Source organism: Streptomyces sp. NPDC029139 (genome assembly GCF_055564335.1).
On the sequence record NZ_JBVHWN010000001.1, the window covers coordinates 541,532 to 561,815 of the forward strand.

General features: G+C 71.6%; 20 protein-coding genes. 2 read left to right on the forward strand and 18 right to left on the reverse strand.

The features are described from left to right. Positions 1-16: 16 nt before the first annotated feature. The 12 genes from ACZ4VW_RS02405 to ACZ4VW_RS02460 all read right to left on the reverse strand — a co-directional run bounded on the left by ACZ4VW_RS02405 (position 17) and on the right by ACZ4VW_RS02460 (position 9,939). Positions 17-676 (reverse strand): pilus assembly protein TadG-related protein, encoded by a 660-nt coding sequence (locus ACZ4VW_RS02405; protein ID WP_467957543.1) that lies wholly within the window; start codon positions 674-676, stop codon positions 17-19. Then, the gene (locus tag ACZ4VW_RS02410) at positions 673-900 is read right to left on the reverse strand and encodes a Flp family type IVb pilin (protein ID WP_355105669.1); all 228 of its coding nucleotides are present in this window, start codon (positions 898-900) and stop codon (positions 673-675) included. Before ACZ4VW_RS02410 ends, ACZ4VW_RS02405 begins: the two co-directional genes overlap by 4 nt. Before the next feature lie 114 nt (positions 901-1,014). Further along, positions 1,015-1,716 carry a response regulator gene (locus ACZ4VW_RS02415; protein ID WP_467957545.1) on the reverse strand — a complete coding sequence of 234 codons (702 nt, stop codon included), beginning with the start codon at positions 1,714-1,716 and terminating at the stop codon, positions 1,015-1,017. Further along, complete coding sequence (locus tag ACZ4VW_RS02420; protein WP_467957547.1) at positions 1,713-2,891, reverse strand: sensor histidine kinase; 1,179 nt, start codon at positions 2,889-2,891, stop codon at positions 1,713-1,715. The genes ACZ4VW_RS02415 and ACZ4VW_RS02420 overlap by 4 nt, the downstream gene beginning before the upstream one ends. After that, complete coding sequence (locus ACZ4VW_RS02425) at positions 2,888-3,775, reverse strand: DUF5936 domain-containing protein (RefSeq protein ID WP_467957549.1); 888 nt, start codon at positions 3,773-3,775, stop codon at positions 2,888-2,890. Before ACZ4VW_RS02425 ends, ACZ4VW_RS02420 begins: the two co-directional genes overlap by 4 nt. Before the next feature lie 9 nt (positions 3,776-3,784). Further along, positions 3,785-4,726, reverse strand: coding sequence for a type II secretion system F family protein (locus ACZ4VW_RS02430; protein WP_467957551.1), 942 nt, complete (start codon positions 4,724-4,726; stop codon positions 3,785-3,787). 13 nt (positions 4,727-4,739) lie between these two features. Further along, a complete protein-coding gene (locus tag ACZ4VW_RS02435) occupies positions 4,740-6,080 on the reverse strand; it encodes a CpaF family protein (RefSeq protein ID WP_467957553.1) in 1,341 nt (446 codons plus the stop codon). Positions 6,081-6,204: 124 nt separating this feature from the next. Beyond that, the gene (locus ACZ4VW_RS02440) at positions 6,205-6,570 is read right to left on the reverse strand and encodes a TadE/TadG family type IV pilus assembly protein (RefSeq protein WP_467957555.1); all 366 of its coding nucleotides are present in this window, start codon (positions 6,568-6,570) and stop codon (positions 6,205-6,207) included. Continuing rightward, complete coding sequence (locus ACZ4VW_RS02445) at positions 6,567-6,935, reverse strand: TadE/TadG family type IV pilus assembly protein (protein ID WP_467957557.1); 369 nt, start codon at positions 6,933-6,935, stop codon at positions 6,567-6,569. Before ACZ4VW_RS02445 ends, ACZ4VW_RS02440 begins: the two co-directional genes overlap by 4 nt. A 3-nt stretch (positions 6,936-6,938) precedes the next feature. Next, complete coding sequence (locus tag ACZ4VW_RS02450; RefSeq protein WP_467957559.1) at positions 6,939-8,222, reverse strand: AAA family ATPase; 1,284 nt, start codon at positions 8,220-8,222, stop codon at positions 6,939-6,941. An 8-nt stretch (positions 8,223-8,230) separates the two neighbouring features. Further along, positions 8,231-8,935 carry a Flp pilus assembly protein CpaB gene (gene cpaB / locus ACZ4VW_RS02455; protein ID WP_467957561.1) on the reverse strand — a complete coding sequence of 235 codons (705 nt, stop codon included), beginning with the start codon at positions 8,933-8,935 and terminating at the stop codon, positions 8,231-8,233. A gap of 68 nt (positions 8,936-9,003) precedes the next feature. After that, a complete protein-coding gene (locus tag ACZ4VW_RS02460) occupies positions 9,004-9,939 on the reverse strand; it encodes a hypothetical protein (RefSeq protein ID WP_467957563.1) in 936 nt (311 codons plus the stop codon). A 319-nt stretch (positions 9,940-10,258) separates the two neighbouring features. Between ACZ4VW_RS02460 and ACZ4VW_RS02465 the strand changes: the two genes are divergently transcribed. Further along, positions 10,259-11,962, forward strand: a complete 1,704-nt coding sequence (locus tag ACZ4VW_RS02465) for a chitinase (protein ID WP_467957565.1) — start codon at positions 10,259-10,261, stop codon at positions 11,960-11,962. Between the two features lie 57 nt (positions 11,963-12,019). On the opposite strand, the gene ACZ4VW_RS02470 is transcribed toward ACZ4VW_RS02465, so the two are convergent. Beyond that, the gene (locus ACZ4VW_RS02470; protein ID WP_467958144.1) at positions 12,020-13,339 is read right to left on the reverse strand and encodes a serine/threonine-protein kinase; all 1,320 of its coding nucleotides are present in this window, start codon (positions 13,337-13,339) and stop codon (positions 12,020-12,022) included. A gap of 44 nt (positions 13,340-13,383) precedes the next feature. Further along, a complete protein-coding gene (locus tag ACZ4VW_RS02475) occupies positions 13,384-14,661 on the reverse strand; it encodes an Nramp family divalent metal transporter (RefSeq protein ID WP_467957567.1) in 1,278 nt (425 codons plus the stop codon). 207 nt (positions 14,662-14,868) lie between these two features. Here ACZ4VW_RS02475 and ACZ4VW_RS02480 point away from each other — a divergent pair, with 207 nt between their 5' ends. Beyond that, positions 14,869-16,206 (forward strand): M14 family metallopeptidase, encoded by a 1,338-nt coding sequence (locus tag ACZ4VW_RS02480; protein ID WP_467957569.1) that lies wholly within the window; start codon positions 14,869-14,871, stop codon positions 16,204-16,206. Between the two features lie 126 nt (positions 16,207-16,332). Here ACZ4VW_RS02480 and ACZ4VW_RS02485 read toward each other — a convergent pair whose 3' ends face one another. The 4 genes from ACZ4VW_RS02485 to ACZ4VW_RS02500 all read right to left on the reverse strand — a co-directional run bounded on the left by ACZ4VW_RS02485 (position 16,333) and on the right by ACZ4VW_RS02500 (position 20,124). After that, positions 16,333-17,766, reverse strand: coding sequence for a GntP family permease (locus ACZ4VW_RS02485; RefSeq protein ID WP_467957571.1), 1,434 nt, complete (start codon positions 17,764-17,766; stop codon positions 16,333-16,335). A gap of 125 nt (positions 17,767-17,891) precedes the next feature. Further along, positions 17,892-18,302: a RidA family protein gene (locus ACZ4VW_RS02490; RefSeq protein WP_467957573.1), complete on the reverse strand. Its 411-nt coding sequence runs from the start codon at positions 18,300-18,302 to the stop codon at positions 17,892-17,894. Further along, positions 18,299-19,060 carry an IclR family transcriptional regulator gene (locus ACZ4VW_RS02495; protein ID WP_467957575.1) on the reverse strand — a complete coding sequence of 254 codons (762 nt, stop codon included), beginning with the start codon at positions 19,058-19,060 and terminating at the stop codon, positions 18,299-18,301. The genes ACZ4VW_RS02490 and ACZ4VW_RS02495 overlap by 4 nt, the downstream gene beginning before the upstream one ends. Next, entirely contained in the window at positions 19,057-20,124 is a 1,068-nt protein-coding gene (locus tag ACZ4VW_RS02500; RefSeq protein ID WP_467958147.1) for a sugar kinase, read from the reverse strand. Before ACZ4VW_RS02500 ends, ACZ4VW_RS02495 begins: the two co-directional genes overlap by 4 nt. Positions 20,125-20,284: the final 160 nt, after the last annotated feature.

The following is a 20,284-nucleotide window of genomic DNA, read 5'->3' on the forward strand; positions in this document are numbered from 1 at the left end:
TTGGGCTTCCTTCATGTCAGTCGGTCAGTCGGACGGCGAAGAGATCGGCGGCGCTGGGCAATTGTGGCCGCTCCGGGTCGATCTCCCAGGGATCACCGTCGCATGACAAGCCGAGAATCGGGCTTGGTTCCGTCGGCGTGGGCCGAGGATCAGGTTCCGGTGTCGGGTCAGGCGTCGGCTCAGGGGTAGGTTCGGGGGCATCGAAGGTGCACCGTGACTCGAGTACGGCGGTGGCATCGGCCATGGCGTGCTGTCCGCTCGTGCCTGGGATGATGGATTCGCCCACCGTGTAACGCGTACGCACCTGCACGCGGAAACCCTCTTCCGCACCGGGCAGGCGCGCGCAGCCATCCCCCCAGAGCTCCGCTTCGTTCCTCGCCGCGAAGGACGCGGCGCGCTCGCAGGCCCGAGACGTCAGATAGCTCTCGCCATTGAGGAACCGCTCCCAGGCATCGGGGTCGAGGATGACCTCAAGCCAGCCGTCACGCAGCTGTTCCCGGGCATCCTGCGCCGCCGCCAACGCGGCGGCATCGGCTGCCGTCTGAGCCCCGTTACGGGTGGCAGCAGCCTGCCCCACCGCGAAGTACGCGAAGGCGAGGAAGAGCAGACCTCCCACTACAGTGATGTAGACCGGAAAGGCTTGCCCCGAATCGCCGGCTCGGCGCCGCCCGATCACTCGCCTCCGCCGCCGCCTGTCAGGCTGGAGATCTTGGTCCTGATCGCGTTCATGATGTCCTGGCCGATGCTCGTGCCGGTGATCGCGATCACGATCGCCACCACCACCACGATGATCCCCAGGTACTCCACCGCGGTCTGCCCCCGGTCCCCCGACCTCCCCCGGACCCAGCCGCCGAAGCGCACCTTCGCCTTCGTCACGGCCCTCAGCATGACGTCGCCCATGGTGGTCCCCTCCGGATTCGTGCGTCCCCGTGCCCATGCCGCTCTCGGCCCGCGCACGGTACGCCTCCCCCTTACCCTCACCCAAGGGCCCGTAGGCCCAAACCCGGGCCCATTTCATGTCGTCGTCCTCGTGCCGAGCCAGACCGCTATCGCCTCGCTGCGTGTTGTGCTGTGGAGTTTCGCGAAGATGCGGTTGATGTGGTTCTTGACCGTCTTCTCGCTGATGAAGCAGGCGTCCGCGATCTGTCGGTTGCTCAGGCCCGACGCGATCAAGTCCATCACCTCCCCCTCCCTCACACTCAGTCCAAACCGTGTCACATCCGGTTGCACCTGCGAAGCCATTCCTCGAAATCTCGCTGAACTCGAGACGATTGGCCTCGCCCCACCATGTGCAGTCGCACCCCGCACCACCCCCAGCACCGCGTTCGCCGCCGTCGGTGTGAAGCGGGCCCGGCCCGAGGCGACGTCGTGGACCGCCGTCAGCAGTTCCTCCGCCGTGAACTCGCCGTGCACCAGGTATCCGCCCGCCCCCAGCCTCAGCGCCTCCCGGACGGTCTCACTCTCCTCGCTGTACGTCAGCATCAGCACCGGAGCCAGGCGCACCAGGTGCGGCAGGGCCGTCAGGCCGTCGACCACCGGCATGCGGACGTCCAGCAGGACCACGTCCGGGCGGTGGTGTTCCGTCAGGGTCACCGCCGTGCGGCCGTCAGGGGCCTCGGCGACGACCCGGAGGCCCGTGTCGGTGCCGCCGAACAGGGACCGCAGGCCCGCCCGGACCACCGGGTTGTCGTCCGCGACGACCACCGTGACCGTCATCGCCGCACCCCCTCGACCGGCAGTTCCAGGCGGACTTCCGTGCCCTTCGCCGCCCCGCCCCGCCCGATCCGGAGCCGCGCTCCGACCCCCGCCGCCCGTTCCACCATGCCGACCAGGCCGAAATGGCCCGTCCTGCGCAGGCCGTCCAGCGTCGTGTCCGGGGGCAGGCCGCGGCCGTCGTCGTACACGCTGATGCGGAGCAGGCCCGCGACGACGCCGGCCGAGACGTCGACACGCGTCGGCCGGGCGTGCCGGCCCGCGTTCTCCATGGCTTCCGAGGCGATCGTCAGCAGTTGCCGCGCCACCGCGTACGGAACCGGGGGTACGGAGCCGGGACCGACACCGCGATAGCGGGCCTCGATGCCCGAGCGGCGGGAGAAGTCGCGTACCCGGTCCGTCAGTTCCGAGGCCAGGTCGACCTCGGTCGTGGCGTACGTCTGTCTCCGCAGGTCCGCCAGCAGCTCGCGTGACTCCGCCGCCGCCCTCCGCGCCGAGCGCGCCACCACCCGCGCCTGTCGGCGCGGGTCCGGGGACACGGCCAGGGCGTCCGCCGCCAGCGCCAGGCCGTGCAGGGTCTTCGCCACCGAGTCGTGCATGTCGCGGGCGAGACGGGCCCGTTCCTCCTCCACCGCCTGGGCGGTGGCGAGGGCCCGGGTCGCCGCGCCGAAGCGGAGCAGCAGGTTCCTAAGCGTGACCCCGAGTGCGCCGGTGATCACGCACAGGCCGGGGAGCAGCGTCGCCTCGCCCATGCCCGCCGTGTAGATCGCCAGCAGGATCAGCGACTGGAGGCAGGCGAAGAACGCCGCGCCGCGCCAGCTGTAGGCGAGGCCCGCGAGAAGGGGGGTGCAGACGCTGACGTACCCGAGGGTGCTCTGCGGGCCGGCCGTGACGAGGAGCAGCGAGCCGAAGAGAGTGTCACCGGCGAGCAGCGCCGGGTGGCGGAGCAGCAGCGGGCCGAACCGTTCCCAGTCCCTGAACATGACGTACGAGCCCATGAAGGTGACGAGGACGGCGGCGCCGACGAGCCAGGTCGCGAGGCCGTCCGCCGCCCCGAGCAGGGCCGCCGGGCTCGCGAGGGCGATCATCGCGAGGCGGAAACCGAAGACCTGCCGGCACACCGCCTGCAGGGCGTTCACCTCGATGGACACCGACGACGGCACGGGCACGGGGATCACTCCCCCGTGATCGAGCCGAAGTCCGTCCCCGTGCCCAGGAACAGCCCCGCACCCAGCAGGATCATCGTCGCCGGGACCATCAGCGTCGTGATCACCATCGTCGCCTTGGGGACCGCCTTCGCCGCCTTCCTTCGGGCGTTCTGGGCGTCCGTCCGCCGCATGTCGTTGGCGATCTGGATCAGCGTCTCGACGATCGGGGCGCCGAGCTCCTCGCCCTGCTGCAGCGCCGTGACGAACTGGGCCACCTGCTCGCTGTCGTTCCGCCGGCGCAGTTCGTCGAACGCCTGCCGGCGGCTCACCCCCATGTCCATCTGGCGCAGGGTGATCCGCAGTTCGTCGGACCAGGGCCCCTCGTACTTGTCGGCCACCCGGTCGAGCGCCTGCCGGAAGCCGAGTCCGGCCGACACCACCACCGCCAGCACGTCGAGGAAGTCCGGCAGGGTCCGCTCGATCTGGTCCTTGCGGATGCGGATCGCGGACCAGATGCCGACCTCGGTCCAGAAGGCACCGAAGGCGAACAGCAACAGCGCGACGACCACATCGCCGTTGGAGAGCATGACGAGACCGCCGAGGCCCCCGAGGAATCCGTAGACCGCGCGCCGGGCTCCGTACCGGTCGATGGTCAGGCCACCGGGGTTGCCCGCCAGGTCGATCCGGCGCCGGACGGCGTTGACCCGCTTGGGTCCCATCAGGCGCAGAACGGCGGCGGAGTAGCGCATGCCGAGCCGGTCCACGACGGAGTCGACGGCTCCGGTGCGGGTGGAGCCGACCTCCAGGGCGAGCTGGAGGTCGCCGGGGAGTTTGGCGTCGGCGCGGTAGAGGCGGATGCCGTAGAGCATTCCGGCGACGGAGAGGCCGGCGCACAAGGCGAGGAGAAGATCCATGTCGGCCCCTCAGACGTCGATCTTCGAGAAGCGGCGGATGACGGTGAAGCCGACCACGTACAGCGCGAACGCGGCGACGACGGCGAACTGGCCGAGGCCCGAGCCGGTCATCCGGTCCAGGGCGCCGGGCTGCATGTTGTCGATCAGGAGCAGCGAGCCGATGCCGATGACCGGGACCGCGTACGCCGTCATGCTGACCTGCGACAGCTGTGTGCGGACCTCCCTGCGGGTCTCCTTCCGCTCCTCCAGCGTCTCCGTGAGGTTGCGCAGGGAGCTGACGACCGTGCCGCCCGCCTTGTTGGCGAGGACGAGGGTGGTGACGAGGACGACCAGTTCGCGGGAGGGGAGACGTTCGGCGAGTTCGCCGAGGGCGTCGTCGATGGAGGTGCCGACGGCGAGCTGCTGGGCGACCTTCTCCAGTTCGTCGCCGGCCGGTGCCTCCATCTCGTCCGCGGCCATGCTGAGCGCCATCCGGAGCGCGAGTCCGGCCTGGGTGGCGTTGGCGAGGATGCGGGAGAGCTCGGGAAGCTGGTTGATGAACCTCTCGATGCGCTTCTGCCGCTGCCAGTTGAGGAAGCCCAGGGCGGCCCACACACCGAGGAAGCCGCAGATCGGGCCGAAGAACGGCGACAGGGCGGCCTGCCCGACGGCCCAGAGCGCGGCCACGGTGGCCGCCATGGCGACGACGAACTCTCCGGGGGTCAGGTCGAGGCCGGTGGCGGAGATCCGCAGTTCCAGCTTGCGGCCGAAGGCGGTGCGCCGGACGCGCCGGTCGATGCCCCGGAAGCGGCGCCTGCGGCGGCCCGTCCCCTCCGGTCCGCCGGTCTGGGTGAGCCGGGCGACCAGGGCGGCGCGCTGGGCCGCCCCGCTCGCGTACGTGTGGACGCCGAGCACGCCGAGGACGCAGCAGAGCAGCGCGACGCCGACCACCAGCCAGGTCAAGTCGTTCATGGACGTCGTCCCCCTACTTCGCTTCTCGGACGGCGAGCTGCTCGTCGGTCGTGGCGACGCCGAAGGCCTGGGGGATCGGCTGGCCCGCCATGTACAGCCGGTCGGCGACCCGTCGGGGCAGCGGGTAATACTCGTAGACGCCGTACACCCGTCCGTCGGCCGCGAGCGGCTGGGCGCGGAAGCGGCAGACGGTGGCGAGGGTGAAGCGTTCGCGGCCGTTCGACGCCAGGATGGCGATCTCGGTGATGCGGCGGGTGCCGTCGGCGTGCCGGGTCAGCTGGACGAGGACGTCGACGGCGCTGTTGATCTGGTCCCTGAGCGCCTCGAAGGGGACCTTGACCTCGGACATGGAGGCCAGGGTCTGCAGGCGTGTGAGCGCGTCCTCTGCCGAGTTGGCGTGGACGGTGGCGAGCGAGCCGTCGTGTCCGGTGGACATGGCCTGGAGCATGTCGAGGGTCTCGCCGCCGCGGACCTCGCCGACGATGATGCGGTCGGGGCGCATGCGCAGGGAGTTGCGGACGAGGTCGCGGATGGTGACCTGGCCGCGGCCCTCGATGTTCGGGGGCCGGCTCTCCAGGCGGATGACATGGGACTGCTGGAGCTGGAGTTCGGCCGAGTCCTCGATGGTGATGACCCGCTCGCCCTCCGGGATCAGCCCGGACAGCGCGTTGAGGAGCGTGGTCTTCCCGGTGCCGGTGGCGCCGGAGACGATCACGTTGAACTTCGCCTGGACGAGGCCGGCGAGGAGGAACAGCATGTGCTCGTCGAGCGAGCCGAGGCCGATCATCTCCCGCAGGGTGTACGCGCGGGGGAAGCGGCGGATCGTCAGGGTCGCCCCGGTCAGCGAGAGCGGCGGGATGATCACGTTGACGCGCTCGCCGGACGGCAGGCGGGCGTCGACCATCGGGTTCGACTCGTCCACCCGCCGGTTGACGGTGGACACGATCCGCTCGATGGTTTGCATGAGCTGTTCGTGGGAGGCGAAGCGGAGCGGCAGCAGCTCGACCCGGCCCGCCCGTTCGATGAAGATCTGGTCGGGGCCGTTGACCATGATCTCGGTGATGGAGGCGTCTTCGAGGAGGGGTTCCAGGACGCCGAGGCCGAGCGCCTCGTCGACGACGCGACGGATCAGCTGGGCGCGTTCGACGGTGGAGAGGACGGGGCCCTCGCGGCTGATGATGTGCCCGAGGACGCGTTCGAGGCGGGCGCGCCGCTCGGCGGCGGCGAGGGCCGACATCTCCGTGAGGTCGATCTCCTCCAGGAGCTTGGCGCGGAAGGACGCCACGAGGTGGCCGTCCTCGCGGCCTCCCGGGCCGTTCTCCTCAGGGGTGCTGATACGGGCCCGCAGGCTCATGACGCGTCCTCCGCACTCACGACTCGCCCTCCGGCCTGATGGCTCGTCCCCGGCTCATGGCACGTCCCCGGCCGACTCGTCAGCGGCTCCTGGCTGCTGCCCGGCTCCCGGCCTTTCCCGAGACTCATGACGCGTCCTCCTCGGACAGGGGCAGGGTGGCGCTCTTCCTCACCTGTCCGAAGTCCCAGAAGGGGACGACGGACGGGATCTGTACGGTGACGGTCGCCACGGCCTCGTCGCCCCCGGCGTCGACGTCGACGCCGGAGCGTTCGGCGATCCAGCCGCTCATCGCGGCCCGCCCCGCCGCTCCCGGGTCGAGCGTCGTCTCGTCGTGCGTGGCGGCCCGGGCGGCCGCGCGCGCCCCCGTCCCCGCCTGCTGGGCGGCGTACGCGGCGATCCCGAGCTGGATGCCGGCCAGGGCGACGAGCAGCAGCACGGGCAGGAACCCGAGGTACTCGACGGCGACCTGGCCCCGGTCTCGTGCCTTCACGGCCGCGTCCCCTCTTCTCGTACGGCTCCGGCCTCACCGGTCACGGTGAAGGGGAAGCTGATGGCCCCGGGGAACAGCACGGGCACCTTGAGCCGTACCGTCGCCCGCACCATCTCCCCGGACGGCGCACAGGTCACGGAGGCGCCCGCCGCCCATGCCCCCTCCAGGTGTCGGGTCCCCGCCGCGTGGCAGTCGCCCTCCACCGCTCCGGCCCGCACGGCCTCGTCGGCCGCGTTCCCCGCGAGCGTGAAGGTGTACCCGACCAGGACGCACTGCCACAGCAGCACCAGGGTCAGCACGATGAGCGGCACCATGCCGAGGAACTCGATCGCCACCTGCCCCTTGTCGTCCCGGTACGCCGGCATGGTTCAGCGCCCCTTCCCGCGTCGCAGGCCGACCGATCCCCGGTCGTCACCGCGGGTGAGGGCGAGCTGCCTGCCCGGGCCGCGCGGGGCGCCTCCTCGCGGAGCGCCGCCGTCCGGCGCCTGGACCAGGCCCAGTTCGCCGGCGAGCGACCACAGCGCCTGCTTCACGGTCGAGCGGGCGTCGAGCTCGTGCATCCGGCCGGCGTCGACGACGCCTTGGAGTTCCTTGAAGTTGGCGGGGACGACGACATCCGCCATCCGTGTCCCGGTGATCTTCTGGATGAGGGCGGGCTGGATCTCGGTGGAGCGCGTGTACCGGTTCACCAGTACCGTGCTCTCCTCCGCCTTGCGGATCTGGAGGCGGTCCCACATCCGTACGGTGCGCTTCGCGGCCCGTACCGCGACCACGTCGGGGGTGGTGACCAGGAGCGCCGTGTCGGCCATCTCGACGGCGACGGCGCTCGCCCCGGTGAGATGGGTTCCGCAGTCGATGACCACGACGTCGTGGCGGGAGCGGAGCGCGCTGACGATCTGGCGGGCGGAGCGGTCGGCGACCTCCTCGCCGCGTTCGCCCTCGCCGGGGGCGAGGAGCAGGGCGATGCCGGTCTCGTGGGTGTAGACGGCGTCCTGGAGGACGCGGGGCGAGATGTCGTCGACGGCGGCGAGGTCGGCGACCGAGCGGCGGAATTGGACGTCGAGGTAGGAGGCGATGTCGCCGCCCTGGAGGTCCATGTCGACGAGGGCGACGGTGCGTCCCGAGGCCCGGGCGGCGAGGGCGAGCTGGACGGCGGTGACGGTGGTTCCGACACCGCCTTTGGCGCCGCTGACGGTGACGACCGTTCCGCCCGGTCCGGCGAGGGCGTCGGCGCCCCCGCCGAGGTGGCGGCGGACACCGACGGACCACTGGGCGGCGGCCTGGACGCGGCTGGCCAGCTCCTCGTAGCCGAGGGGCAGCGTGACCAGACCGCGGGCGCCGGCGTCCATGGCGGCCGAGAAGAGGACGGGGCTCGCGTCGGCGGTGATGAGGACGACGCCGACGGCGGGGAAGCGGAGCGCGACCTCGCGGACCAGCTCCAGGGCCGGGACCGGGCCGATCCGCTCGTGGACGAGGACGACTTCGGGCAGCTCGTCGAGGGACACGGCGGCCAGCCGGGCGAGGGTGTCGACCAGGTGGGTGGAGTCGGGGACGGGGGCGGCGGGCTCGGCGTCGGGGAGCTGGCTGAGCAGCGTGGTGACGGCGCGGGCCGCGTCGGGGTCCGCGACGGCCGGCAGGATCCTGGTGGTCATACCGGGTCTCACTTGTCCTTGTCGAGCGTGTAGGTGCGGTCGCGCGGGTCGACGGTGGGCTCGCCGCCGGGGGCGACGAGGGCGAGGCGTACGTGCTGGGCGAAGGACTCGGCGTACGCGACGCGCTGGGTGTCGAGCGTGGAGAGCGCGAAGCTGATCGGGACGGCGTCGGTGGCGCGGCCGCCGCGGTCGTCCTGGTCGCGGATGGGGGTGAGCCGGCCGACGTCCAGGACCCGGGCGTTGCTGACGATCATCTTGGACTGGGCCGGCTGCCCGTCCTTCTCGCCCTCGAAGGTGGCGTAGATGTTGACCGTGGCGCCGGCGGTGATCTTGCCGGCGACGCCGGTGGCGGCGTCGATCATGATGGCGATCTCCTGCTGGCCCGGCTGGAGCGCCGGACGCTTGACGATCATGTCGGTCTGCAGCAGGGACCCGGCCTGGAGGGTGGTGACGGCGATCTTGCCCTCGATCTGGGCGAGGTCGGTGACGGCGTTCTTCGAGAGCCATCGCTCGGGCATCGAGATCTCCTCGAACTGCCCGCGGGTCAGGGGGGCGTACGGCTCCACCTTGCTCTTGACGCGGTACGCCTTCACCTCGGGCCCGACCTTGGAGTTGACGTCACCGATCACCGACAGGACTCCGGCGAACGCGCCCAGGGCGCACAGGACGGACAGCAGCAGCAGGATGACGCCACGGCGCTGGCGGGAGTTCATGCCGTACGACCTCGATCGGTTCCGTGTGACTCGGCGGGCGGGGGGCGGTGGTTCGGCGGGGCGGTTGTTCAGCGGGCGCGGGAGGTGAGCGCCCGGGGTGTCCGGGATGCGCGGGGTCCGGACGGGGCGGCGGCCGGTGCGGTGGGCGGCGCGCCGCTGGACCGCGCGGTGGCGGGCGGTGCGGTGGAAGGCAGGGGGGCGGAGCAGAATCCGCAGCGGTCGCCGATGAGTTCCATCCGGCACCAGTGGCAGGTCTCCCGCCGTACGGAGGAGACCAGGTGGTGCAGGACCGCGATGTCGGGCAGGTGGGCCGCGAACTCGACCAGCCGGCCCGTGCCCCACCAGCGCGGGGAGTCGGCGGGCAGCGGGGCCTCCTGGACGCCCTGGACCTGCCATCGGGGGGCGAGGGTGCCGGTGGGCCAGTCGGTCTGCAGCTGCCCCCTGGCGAGGAGGAGCTGGGTGGCGAACCCGGGCCCGGTGGGCGGCTCGGCGCCCGGTGTGATCCGGACGAGCTGCGGGACGGGTCCGGCGAGCACGGCGAACTGCGCTCCCGGCATCCAGCCCTTGAGGTGGGACTTGAGGCTGACCGGTACGCGGTCGAGCCTGGCGACGGAGCCGAGGACGGCCCCTGCGTAGATGTAGTGGGCGAGCAGCCGGGCGGCCGAGGCGACGACGCCGGGGCTGAAGTCGCAGACGGACAGCTGGCGCAGCTGACGGGCGAGCACGGCGGTGCCGAGCGGCGGCAGGTCGGTCTTGACCAGAGCGATCCGGTCGCTCTCCAGGAGGGACCGGACGGCGTGCAACCGCTGTTCGGTGGCGGTCGGCAGGGAGGTGGGGCAGACCACGACGACGTGGCCGTACCGGTCGAGGAGGAGCTGCAGGTCGGCGACCGTGGAGGCGAGGGGCTGGGTCCCGGGCGCGGGCAGGACGGCGGCGGTGGGCGTCTGCTGGTCGGTCGGTGGCAGCACCAGGTCGGCACTGGTGACCGCGATCGCTGTCGGCACGTCGGGCTCCCCGTCCCCATGTCCCCATGACTCACTGCGTTCACTGCGTTACTGCACAGCGCGGTGCTTCTGCACCTTATCCACGACCTACGGGCTGGTGAACACACAATCCGCCAAGCGCGACGAGTTTTCTGGGCCCGCGCGACCCTTGCGCTGGGCCTTGCCGTGGGTCCGGGGGTGGGTCCCCGGGCCCACGGTCCAACTGCCCCGTCCCGCCAGAGGTCTTGACAAGCGGATTGGTCTGGACCAGCTTGTTCCCTCAGCGGTGGCCACCGTTCCGTACCCTCCACACCCCCAACTCCCCCACCGGAGGCAGCAAGTGGACCGCACCACCACACGCTCCCGCAGATGGATCGGCGGCGCCCTGGCGCTGGCCGTCGGCTCCGGACTCGTCCTCGTCGGCGGCGCCGGCACCGCCCAGGCCGCGGACGTCAACGTGGCCAGGAACGCGGGCTTCGAGTCCGGGATCGCCAACTGGACCTGCTCCGCGGGCAGCGGCGCCGCGGTCTCCTCGCCCGTACGGACCGGAGCCGGCGCCCTCAGGGCGGCCCCCGCCGGCCAGGACCACGCCAAGTGCACCCAGGTCGTGACGGTCAGGCCCAACGCGACGTACACGCTGAGCGCCTGGGTGCGGGGCGGATACGCCTACCTGGGCGCGAGCGGCACCGGGACCACGGACGTCTCCACCTGGACGCCCGACAGCTCCTCCTGGAAGCAGCTCACCACCACCTTCACGACCGGCGCCAACACCACCTCGGTGACCGTCTACACCCACGGCTGGTACGGACAGGCCGCCTACCACGTCGACGACGTCTCCGTCTTCGGCCCCGACGGGGGCGGCGGCACCGACCCCGACCCGGTCGTCCCGGCCACTCCGGCGGGCTTCGCCGCGGGCACGGTCACCTCGTCATCCGTCGCCCTGAGCTGGAACGCCGTCTCCGGGGCCACCGGCTACAAGGTGTACCGCGACGGCGCCCTCGCGCAGACCGTCTCCGGCACCTCGGCCACCGTCACGGGCCTCGCCGCCGCGACGACGTACCAGTTCCAGGTCTCCGCGACGAACGCGGCGGGCGAGTCGGCCAGGTCGGCCGCCGTCCCGGCGCGGACGAGCACGGTGACGAACCCCGGGCCCGGGCCCGCCGTCCCCAAGCACGCGCTGACCGGCTACTGGCAGAACTTCGACAACGGCGCGACCGTCCAGAAGCTCCGGGACGTCCAGGCGCAGTACGACATCATCGCCGTCTCCTTCGCCGACTCCACGGCCACACCGGGCCAGATCGTCTTCAACCTCGACCCGGCCGTGGGCTACGCCTCGGTCGCCGACTTCAAGGCCGACATCGCGGCCAAGAAGGCCGCCGGCAAGTCGGTGATCATCTCGGTCGGCGGGGAGAAGGGGAACGTCACGATCAACAGTGACGCCTCCGCGACCGCCTTCGCGAACAGCGCGTACGCCCTGATGCAGGAGTACGGCTTCAACGGGGTCGACATCGACCTGGAGCACGGCATCAACTCGACGTACCTGACGAAGGCGCTGCGCCAGCTCTCCGCCAAGGCGGGCTCGTCGATGGTGCTGACGATGGCCCCGCAGACCATCGACATGCAGAACACCGGGACCGAGTACTTCAAGACGGCGCTCGCCGTGAAGGACATCCTCACGGTGGTCAACATGCAGTACTACAACAGCGGCTCGATGCTCGGCTGTGACGGCAAGGTGTACAGCCAGGGCTCGGTGGACTTCCTCACCGCGCTCGCCTGCATCCAGCTCCAGGGCGGCCTCGATGCCTCCCAGGTCGGCCTGGGCGTGCCCGCCTCGACCCGGGGCGCGGGCAGCGGTTACGTCGACCCGTCGATCGTGCGGAACGCGCTGGACTGCCTGACCCGCGGCACCAACTGCGGCTCCTTCAAGCCCTCGCAGACCTGGCCGAACCTGCGCGGCGCCATGACCTGGTCGACCAACTGGGACGCGACGGCCGGCAACGCCTGGTCCAACGCGGTCGGCCCCCACGTGCACAACCTCCCGTGACGACGGGTCCGCACACGCGCCGCGCCGCCGCTCCCCCGGCGGCGCCGCGCCGTTTTCTCACCCGCGCCGGTACCGGTGCAGGACCACGCCCAGCTCCCGCCCCCACGCCTCGGCCCGGGCGGGGCGGCGGCCGTCGAGCTCGCAGGTGTAGGCGGAGCCGTCGTGGAGGGTGAGGGTGACGCCCATGCCGCGGCCGCCCCGGGTCGGCCCGTGCACGACGGACGCGATCTCGGCCCAGGTGAAATCGGCCTCGGCGTCACCGACGATGAAGACGATCCCGCCGGCGTCGACGACGATCCCCGAGGTCTTGTCCGCGGCGTGGAACTCGGGCGCGGGTCCGGGCGGCACGGCGGGCGGCGGCGGTACGACGACAGTGGGCCGGGCGTGGACCGGTAGGGGCACCGCGTGCCCAGGGAGGGGCACGGCGTCCTGGGCCCCGCGGCCCGTGCCCTCGGCCCCCGCCCCGGCAAGCGGATTCGGCGTCGGGGTCGGCGTCGGGGTGGGAGTGGGAGTGGGGGTCGGATTCGGGATCGGGGTCGGCGTCGGAGCCACGGCCGGGGCCGACACCAGGGTCGGCACCGGCACCACCGGCGCCACCGCGCTGTCCCCGCCTCCCGCCAGCGCGTCGAGAAGCTCCTCCGGTGTGGGCCGCTCGGCCGGGTTCTTGGCGAGGCAGCGTCCCACGATGCCGCGCAGGCCCTCCGGTACGGAGGCCAGGTCCGGCGCCTCGTGGACCGTGCGGTACATCAGGCCCATCGGCGTTCCGTCCCCGAAGGCCCGTCCGCCGGCGGCCGCGACGAGGACCCCGCCGAGCGCGAACACGTCGGCGGCGCCCGTCACCTCCTCGCCGAGGGCCTGTTCGGGCGCGAGGTAGCCGGGGGTGCCGAAGGCCGCGCCGGTGGCGGTGAGCCGGGTCGACTCCAGGGCACGGGCGATCCCGAAGTCCAGGACGCGGGGGCCGTCGGGCGCCATGACGATGTTGCCGGGCTTGAGGTCGCGGTGGACCAGCCCGCAGGCGTGGATGGCCGCCAGGGCCTCGGCGAGCGCGGCGCCCAGCATCCGGAGCCGCCTCTCGTCCATCGGGCCCTCGGCGGTGACGAGTCCGGCGAGTGTGGGCCCGGGGACGTAGGCGGTGGCGAGCCAGGGCGCCTCGGCGTCGGGATCGGCGTCGACGACCTGCGCCGTGTGGAAGCCGCCGACCCTGCGGGCGGCGGCGATCTCGGCACGGAAGCGCTCGCGGAAACCCGGGTCCGCGGCGAGCTCCGGCCGGGCGATCTTGACGGCGACCGCGCGACCGCCGCGCGAGCGCGCCAGCCAGACGGTCCCCATGCCCCCTTCGCCGAGCTTGCGTTCGATCTCGTACGTGCCGATCAGCATCCCCACGCGGGACAGTATCTCCGAAGCGGTGCGGCCCGCCGCACCTACCAGGGCAGCTCGCGCACCTGCTGGACGCACAGGACGACGAAGAGCAGCCCGGCCGCCCCCAGCATGAGGTTGCTGAGCGGCCCGTTGCGCCATTCGGCGGGGGTACGGGTCGAGTTGAGGAGCCGGATCAGCGTCAGCGCCAGGAACGGCATGAAGAACGCCCCGATCACGCCGTACACGATGACCAGGCCGAACGGCTGGTCCAGGAAGAGCAGGGCTATCGGCGGGAAGGTCAGCCAGAGGAGGTACGCGCGGAACGGCAGCGACTTGTCGCGGGCCGTGCCGGCGGGCACGAGGGAGGGCCGGTAGTGCGTGACGAAGTCGGCGAACATCAGGCTGACGCCGTGCCACACGCCGATCAGCGAGGTGAAGGAGGTGGCGAAGAAGCCGATCAGGAAGAGCTTGGCGGTGGCGTCCCCGTACCGCTCGGCCAGGACCCCGCTCAGGTCGAGCAGCCCCTTGTCGCCCTTGGCGAGGGCGATGCCCGAGGAGTGCAGCAGCTCGGCGCCGACGAAGAGCATCGCGACGACGAAGATGCCGGTGGTGACGTACGCGACCCGGTTGTCGAGCCGCATCACCTTCATCCACCCGGCGTCCCGCCAGCCCTTGGCGTTGATCCAGTAGCCGTACGCGGCCAGGGTGATGGTGCCGCCGACACCGCCGATCAGGCCCAGCGTGTAGACGAGGGAGCCGTCGGGGAGGACGGGGGCCAGCCCGGCGAAGGCGTCGCCGAGGTGGGGGGTGACCCGGATGGCCAGGTAGACGGTGACCACGAACATCACGCCGACCAGCACGGTCATGACCTTCTCGAAGACCGCGTACCGGTTGAACCAGACGAAGACCAGCCCGACCAGGCCGCACAGCACCGCCCAGACCTTCAGGTCCATGACGCCGGGGAAGAGCGCGCTGAGCGGCAGGGCGCTGGAGGACATCGCCGCCGCTCCGTAGACGAAGCCCCAGACGACGACGTAGCCGACGAAGTAGACGGTGGTCCACGCGCCGAGGCTGCGCCAGCCGTCGAAGAGGGTGCGTCCGGTGGCCAGATGCCAGCGGCCGGCGGCCTCGGCGAGGGAGATCTTGACGAGGCAGCCGATGACGGCGGCCCACAGAAGGGTGTAGCCGAACTTCGAGCCCGCGATCAGGGTCGCGACCAGGTCCCCGGCGCCGACGCCGGTGGCGGCGACCACGATGCCGGGGCCGATGGCGCGCCAGGTGGCCTTGCGCGGGCGGGTGTCGGAGCCGCCGGTGCCCTCCTCCTGAGCTGTCTCCGCCATGTCCGACCGCCTTTCACCCGTCCGATGTGATCTGCTGTGTGGCCCCGGTCACCAAAGCGGCTGCGGCGCGGCAGCGCAAGAGGGCATGGCCGAAGTCCGTACCTGACCGGTTCGCGACCTTGACCAGTTCATGTCACGGTCGCACGATGTGCCGGGACACCCGCACAGCCTGTCGCACACCCCCACACTCCCCACCCAGGAGACAGCATGCGACTTCGAACCCGCGGAAGAAGGTCCGCCACACTCGCGGCCCTTCTGGCGCTCGCCCTCGCGGCGCCGCTCTCCGCAGGCGCGTTCCAGGCCGGAGCCGACGCGGAACCGACCGCCGCCACCGAGGAAGTCATCCGTCAGTACGAGATCCACGGCCCGTCCACCGTCGCCGAGCGCACCGCGCTCGCGTCGACCGGAGTCTCGATCGACGAGGTCGACGACCACAGCGTCGTCGTCAGCGCCAACTCCGCCCAGCTACGCAAGCTCCGCGCACTGGGCCACCGCCCCGAGGCCCTGCCGGCCCCGCCCGACCGGTCGATCGCGGGCCGGGCCGTCGAGCCCTTCGACTTCCCCTCCGCCGACTCGAAGTACCACAACTACGCCGAGATGAACGCGGAGATCAACCAGCGCCTCACGCAGTACCCGGGCATCATGAACAAGCGGGTCATCGGCAAGACCTACCAGGGCCGGGACATCGTCGCCATCAAGATCAGCGACAATGTGGGCACCGACGAGGCCGAGCCCGAGGTCCTCTTCACCCACCACCAGCACGCCCGCGAGCACCTGACCGTCGAGATGGCGCTCTACCTGCTGCGCGAGCTGGGGGCGGGCTACGGCACGGACTCCCGGATCACGAACGTGGTCAACAGCCGCGAGATCTGGATCGTGCCGGACCTCAACCCGGACGGCGGCGAGTACGACATCGCCACCGGCTCCTACCGCAGCTGGCGCAAGAACCGGCAGCCCAACGCCGGCTCCAGCTACGTCGGCACGGACATGAACCGCAACTGGAACTTCAAGTGGGGCTGCTGCGGCGGTTCCTCCGGCTCCTTCAGCTCCGAGACGTACCGGGGCACGGCGCCCGAGTCCGCCCCCGAGGTCAAGGTCGTCGCCGACTTCGTCCGCTCCCGGGTGGTCGGTGGCAAGCAGCAGATCAAGGCCGGCATCGACTTCCACACGTACAGCGAACTGGTGCTGTGGCCCTTCGGGTACACGACGGCCGACACCGCCCCGGGCATGACCCAGGACGACCGGGACGCGTTCGCGGCCGTCGGCAGGAAGATGGCGGCGAGCAACGGGTACACGCCCGAGCAGTCCAGCGACCTCTATGTCACGGACGGCTCGATCGACGACTACCTCTGGGGCTCGCAGAAGATCTTCGGATACACGTTCGAGATGTATCCGGCCTCGTCCTGGAACGGCGGCTTCTACCCGCCCGACGAGGTGATCGAGCGCGAGACGAGCCGCAACAAGGACGCGGTGCTCCAGCTTCTGGAGAACTCCGACTGCATGTACCGCTCCATCGGCAAGGCCTCGCAGTACTGCACCTCCTGAGGACCGCGCCTCCTGAAGGCCGCGCCTCCTGCTAGGGGAGAGGGGCGCTCCGGTGATCCGGGGCGCCCCTCTCGCCCATGTCGCCCCGGCCCACCAGGGAGACATCGGCGAGAGGGGCGCCCGACCTCAGACCACCAGGCTCAGCACCGCCGCCACCGCGAAGCCGGCCAGGGACAGCACCGATTCCAGGACCGTCCAGGACTTCAGGGTGTCCCGCTCCGAGATGCCGAAGTACTTGGACACGATCCAGAAGCCACCGTCGTTGACGTGCGAGGCGAAGATCGAGCCGGCCGAGATCGCCATGATGACCAGGGCGAGGAACGCCTGTGAGTGGTCGCCGCCCTCGACCAGCGGCAGGACGATCCCCGCCGTGGTGACGATGGCCACGGTCGCCGAACCCTGCGCGACCCGCAGGACGAGCGAGATCAGGTAGGCGAGCACGATCACCGGCAGCCCCACCTCGTTGAACGTGTCGGAGAGCGCCTGGGCCACGCCGCTGGCCTTGAGGACGGCGCCGAAGACACCGCCGGCGCCGACGACGAGCAGGATGTTGCCGACCGGCTTCAGCGAGGAGGTGGACACCTGCTCCAGGGAGGTGCGCGACCAGCCGCGCCGGATGCCCAGCAGGTAGTACGCGAGGACCAGCGCGATCGTCAGCGCGACGAACGGGTTGCCGAAGAACTCGATCACGGAGCGGAGGGTGGACGGGTCCAGGGCGATGGAGGAGAACGTCGCCGCGAGGATGAGCACCAGCGGGGTGCCGATGATGAGCAGGACCGTGACGAGGGAGACGGGAGCCTCCGAGGCGCCGTCCTTGCGCGCGGCGGCGACCTTCGCCCTGGCCTCCTCGGCGGCCTCGACCATGTCCTGCGGGACCGCGACGAAGACGCGCCTGCCGATCCAGGCCGCGTAGGCCCAGGCGGCGAGGACGGCGGGGACGCCGACGACGACGCCCATGAGGATGACCCAGCCGAGCGAGACGTGCAGAAGCCCGGCGGCGGCGACCGGCCCGGGGTGCGGTGGCAGGAACGCGTGGGTCATGGACAGGCCCGCGAGCAGCGGCATGCAGTACAGCAGGATCGACCTGCCGGACCGCTTGGCGGCCGCGTACACGATCGGCGCGAGGACGAAGATGCCGACGTCGAAGAAGACCGGGATGCCGAAGATGAGCCCGGTGAGGCCCATGGCGAGGGGGGCGCGCTTCTCTCCGAAGAGGCCGAGGAGGCGGGAGCTGAGCACCTCGGCGCCGCCGGAGACCTCGAGGATCGCGCCGAGCATGGTGCCCAGGCCGATGATGATCGCGACATGGCCGAGGATGCCGCCCATGCCGGTCTCGATGACGGAGGTGGCGGCCGACTTCTGGACGGTGCCGAAGAGCTCGGTGACGGAGAGCCCGGCGGCGAGGCCGACGGTGATCGATACGGCGAGCAGGGCGACGAAGGGCTGCAGCCGGACCTTGATGATGAGGACGAGGAGGAGGGCGATCCCGAGGGCCGCGACGGTCAGCAGACCGGCGGTGCCGGGTATCAGGAGCAGGAGACCACCGGTGTGGGGCTGCATGGGGAGTACCTCGTTTTTGGGTAGGGGGGAGCGCGGCACGGCGTTCCGGGGACGAACGCCGTGCCGTGGAGCGGCGGTTTCAGAGGAATCGGCTCAGGCTCACGTGCGGCCGAGAGGGCTCGGGCTCAGCCGAGGACCGCGAGGGCGTCGATCTCGATGAGGAGCCCCTGGGGGAGGCCGACGTAGACCGTCGTACGGGCCGCGGCTGGCGCCTTGAGGCCCTGCTCGTCGAAGTACGCGTTGTAGATCTCGTTCATCTCGGCGAAGTGGTCCACGTCGGTGAGGTAGACGCGCATCATCATCACGTCGTCCCAGCTCGCGCCGCCTTCCTCCAGGATCGCCTTGACGTTGGCGAAGGTCTGGATGGTCTGCTCGCGCAGCGTCGGGCCGGCGACGGTCGGCGCCTGGCCGGCGACGGCGGGCAGGAAGCCGACCTGGCCGGCGACCTGCAGGATGTTGCCCTTCCTGACGCCGTGCGAGAACTTGGCCGGCGGGGCGGTGTGGGTGGCGGGGACGAGCGCGGTCTTCTCGGTCATGTCCGGTCCTTCGTAGCGGTGTTGCCTGAGTAGTCACGGCTGATGGCGTCGGCGGTGCGGCGCACCAGCGGGAGGAGGGCGAGGAGTTCCTCGGCGGTCACGACCACATTGGGCGCCGACACCGACATGGCGGCGACGACGCGGCCGTCGGCGCCGCGGACGGGCGCGCCGACGCAGTTGATGGACTCCTCGTGGCCACCGAGGTCGGTGGCCCAGCCCTGTTCGCGGACGGTCGCCAGCTCCTGGAGGAAGGCGGCGGCGTTCGGGGTCGAACGGGACGTGTACGGGGGGTAGTCGAGCTTGGCGGCGAGGGCGCGCCGCTCGGGTTCGGGGAGGTCGGCGAGGAGCAGCTTGGCGACGGCGGCGACGGTGATCGCGACGGGCTTGCCGATACGGGAGTACATCCGGACCGGGTAGCGGCTCTCGACCTTGTCGATGTAGAGCACTTCGCCCTCCTCGTACACGGCGAGGTGGACGGTGTGCCCGATCTGCTCGTTGAGCGCGGCGAGGTGGGGGTGTGCGATCTCGCGGATGTCGAGGTTCTCGACGGCTTCCTGGGCGAGGGCGAAGAGGCGGGCGCCGAGACGGTAGCGCTGGTCCTGCTGGCGGTAGACGAGCCCGTGCTCGTGGAGGGTACGCAGCAGCCGCAGGGCGGTGGACTTGTGCACCCCGAGCCGGTCGGCGACCTGCCCGAGGTCGGCGGGGCCCTGCGCGAGCAGCGGCAGGATGCTCAGCGCGCGGTCGACGGTCTGACTCATGGCGTACGTACCTCCTGGTCCTCCCCGGTCCGCGTCCAGCCGGGGGCGAGGTGCAGTCTCCCCCAGCCCTCGTCGTCGAGGGCGACGAGCCGGTCGGCGTGTGCGGGGGACGGCGGTGTGCCGAGGTCGTCGGGGACGGTGAGCGCGGCGGCGGCCATGAGGTGCCCGTGCCGGATGCGGTCCCGTACGGGCAGGCCCCGGAGGGTCCCGGACAGGAACCCGGCGGCGAAGGCGTCCCCGGCCCCGACGGGGGCGACGACGTCGACGCGGGGCGCGGCGGCGAAGGTGACGGTGTCGTCGGGAGGAGTGCCTGCGCGGGTGGGGGCGTCGGCGGCGGGGGCGGGCGCGCCTCGGCGGGGGCGGGCCTCGTCGGGGGGAGCGCCTGTGCGGCGTTCGAACACCACCGCGCCCCGGCCGCCCCGCTTCACGACCAGTACCTCGGGCTCCGGCAGGGCGCCGCGCACCGCTTCGGGGCCCGCGACCCCCCACGCCTCCTCCGCCTCGTCCTCCCCCACGAACACCAGGTCCGCGCCCTGTGCGAGCTCCAGGAGCACCCGGGGTCCCGAAGCGTCGCGCCACAGCCCGGCGCGGAAGTTCACGTCGAAGGAGACCGGCGGGCGCCCCGCCCGGCGCGCGGTGAGGTCGCGCATCAGGTCCAGGCACGACCGGGAGAGCGCGGCGGTGATGCCGGACAGGTGCAGGACGCGGCCGTCGGCCACCGACGCGTACGGCACGGTCGCGGGCGACATCGCCGACGCCGCCGAGCCCGTCCGGTAGTAGGCGACCTCGTGCGCCGCGGTCGCCCGGTCCGTGGCGGTGCGGAAGTAGACGCCGGTCGGCCGCGCGGCATCCCGCCCGACGGCCGACACGTCGACCCCGTACGCGGCGATCGTCTCCACCAGGTGGTCGCCGAAGCCGTCGCGGCCGACCCGGCTGACCCACTTCGCCCGGTGCCCGGCCGCGGCCAGTGCGCATGCCACGTTGGACTCGGCGCCGCCGATGGTACGGGTGAAGGAGGGGACGTCGGCGAGGCGGCCGGGCCGGGTGGGCAGGAAGGTGACCATGGACTCGCCGAGGCAGACGACGTCCACGGATGGCGCGTCCACGGGCGGGGTTCCGGTCACCTGCGGGCTCCTCGTGCGTCGGGGCTCGGTCTCGGTCACACCGGTCCATTGACCCGGCGTTGGCCCGGATGTTAGACAGCACCAAGCGATATGCGCAATG

Coding starts and splice junctions, on each gene's coding strand:
- ACZ4VW_RS02410 (WP_355105669.1), bottom strand. CDS start 900: ATGGGCGACGTCATGCTGAGGGCCGTGACGAAGGCGAAGGTGCGCTTC.
- ACZ4VW_RS02415 (WP_467957545.1), bottom strand. CDS start 1,716: ATGACGGTCACGGTGGTCGTCGCGGACGACAACCCGGTGGTCCGGGCG.
- ACZ4VW_RS02425 (WP_467957549.1), bottom strand. CDS start 3,775: ATGGATCTTCTCCTCGCCTTGTGCGCCGGCCTCTCCGTCGCCGGAATG.
- ACZ4VW_RS02430 (WP_467957551.1), bottom strand. CDS start 4,726: ATGAACGACTTGACCTGGCTGGTGGTCGGCGTCGCGCTGCTCTGCTGC.
- ACZ4VW_RS02435 (WP_467957553.1), bottom strand. CDS start 6,080: ATGAGCCTGCGGGCCCGTATCAGCACCCCTGAGGAGAACGGCCCGGGA.
- ACZ4VW_RS02445 (WP_467957557.1), bottom strand. CDS start 6,935: ATGCCGGCGTACCGGGACGACAAGGGGCAGGTGGCGATCGAGTTCCTC.
- ACZ4VW_RS02450 (WP_467957559.1), bottom strand. CDS start 8,222: ATGACCACCAGGATCCTGCCGGCCGTCGCGGACCCCGACGCGGCCCGC.
- cpaB (WP_467957561.1), bottom strand. CDS start 8,935: ATGAACTCCCGCCAGCGCCGTGGCGTCATCCTGCTGCTGCTGTCCGTC.
- ACZ4VW_RS02470 (WP_467958144.1), bottom strand. CDS start 13,339: ATGCTGATCGGCACGTACGAGATCGAACGCAAGCTCGGCGAAGGGGGC.
- ACZ4VW_RS02475 (WP_467957567.1), bottom strand. CDS start 14,661: ATGGCGGAGACAGCTCAGGAGGAGGGCACCGGCGGCTCCGACACCCGC.
- ACZ4VW_RS02480 (WP_467957569.1), top strand. CDS start 14,869: ATGCGACTTCGAACCCGCGGAAGAAGGTCCGCCACACTCGCGGCCCTT.
- ACZ4VW_RS02485 (WP_467957571.1), bottom strand. CDS start 17,766: ATGCAGCCCCACACCGGTGGTCTCCTGCTCCTGATACCCGGCACCGCC.
- ACZ4VW_RS02490 (WP_467957573.1), bottom strand. CDS start 18,302: ATGACCGAGAAGACCGCGCTCGTCCCCGCCACCCACACCGCCCCGCCG.
- ACZ4VW_RS02495 (WP_467957575.1), bottom strand. CDS start 19,060: ATGAGTCAGACCGTCGACCGCGCGCTGAGCATCCTGCCGCTGCTCGCG.
- ACZ4VW_RS02500 (WP_467958147.1), bottom strand. CDS start 20,124: ATGGTCACCTTCCTGCCCACCCGGCCCGGCCGCCTCGCCGACGTCCCC.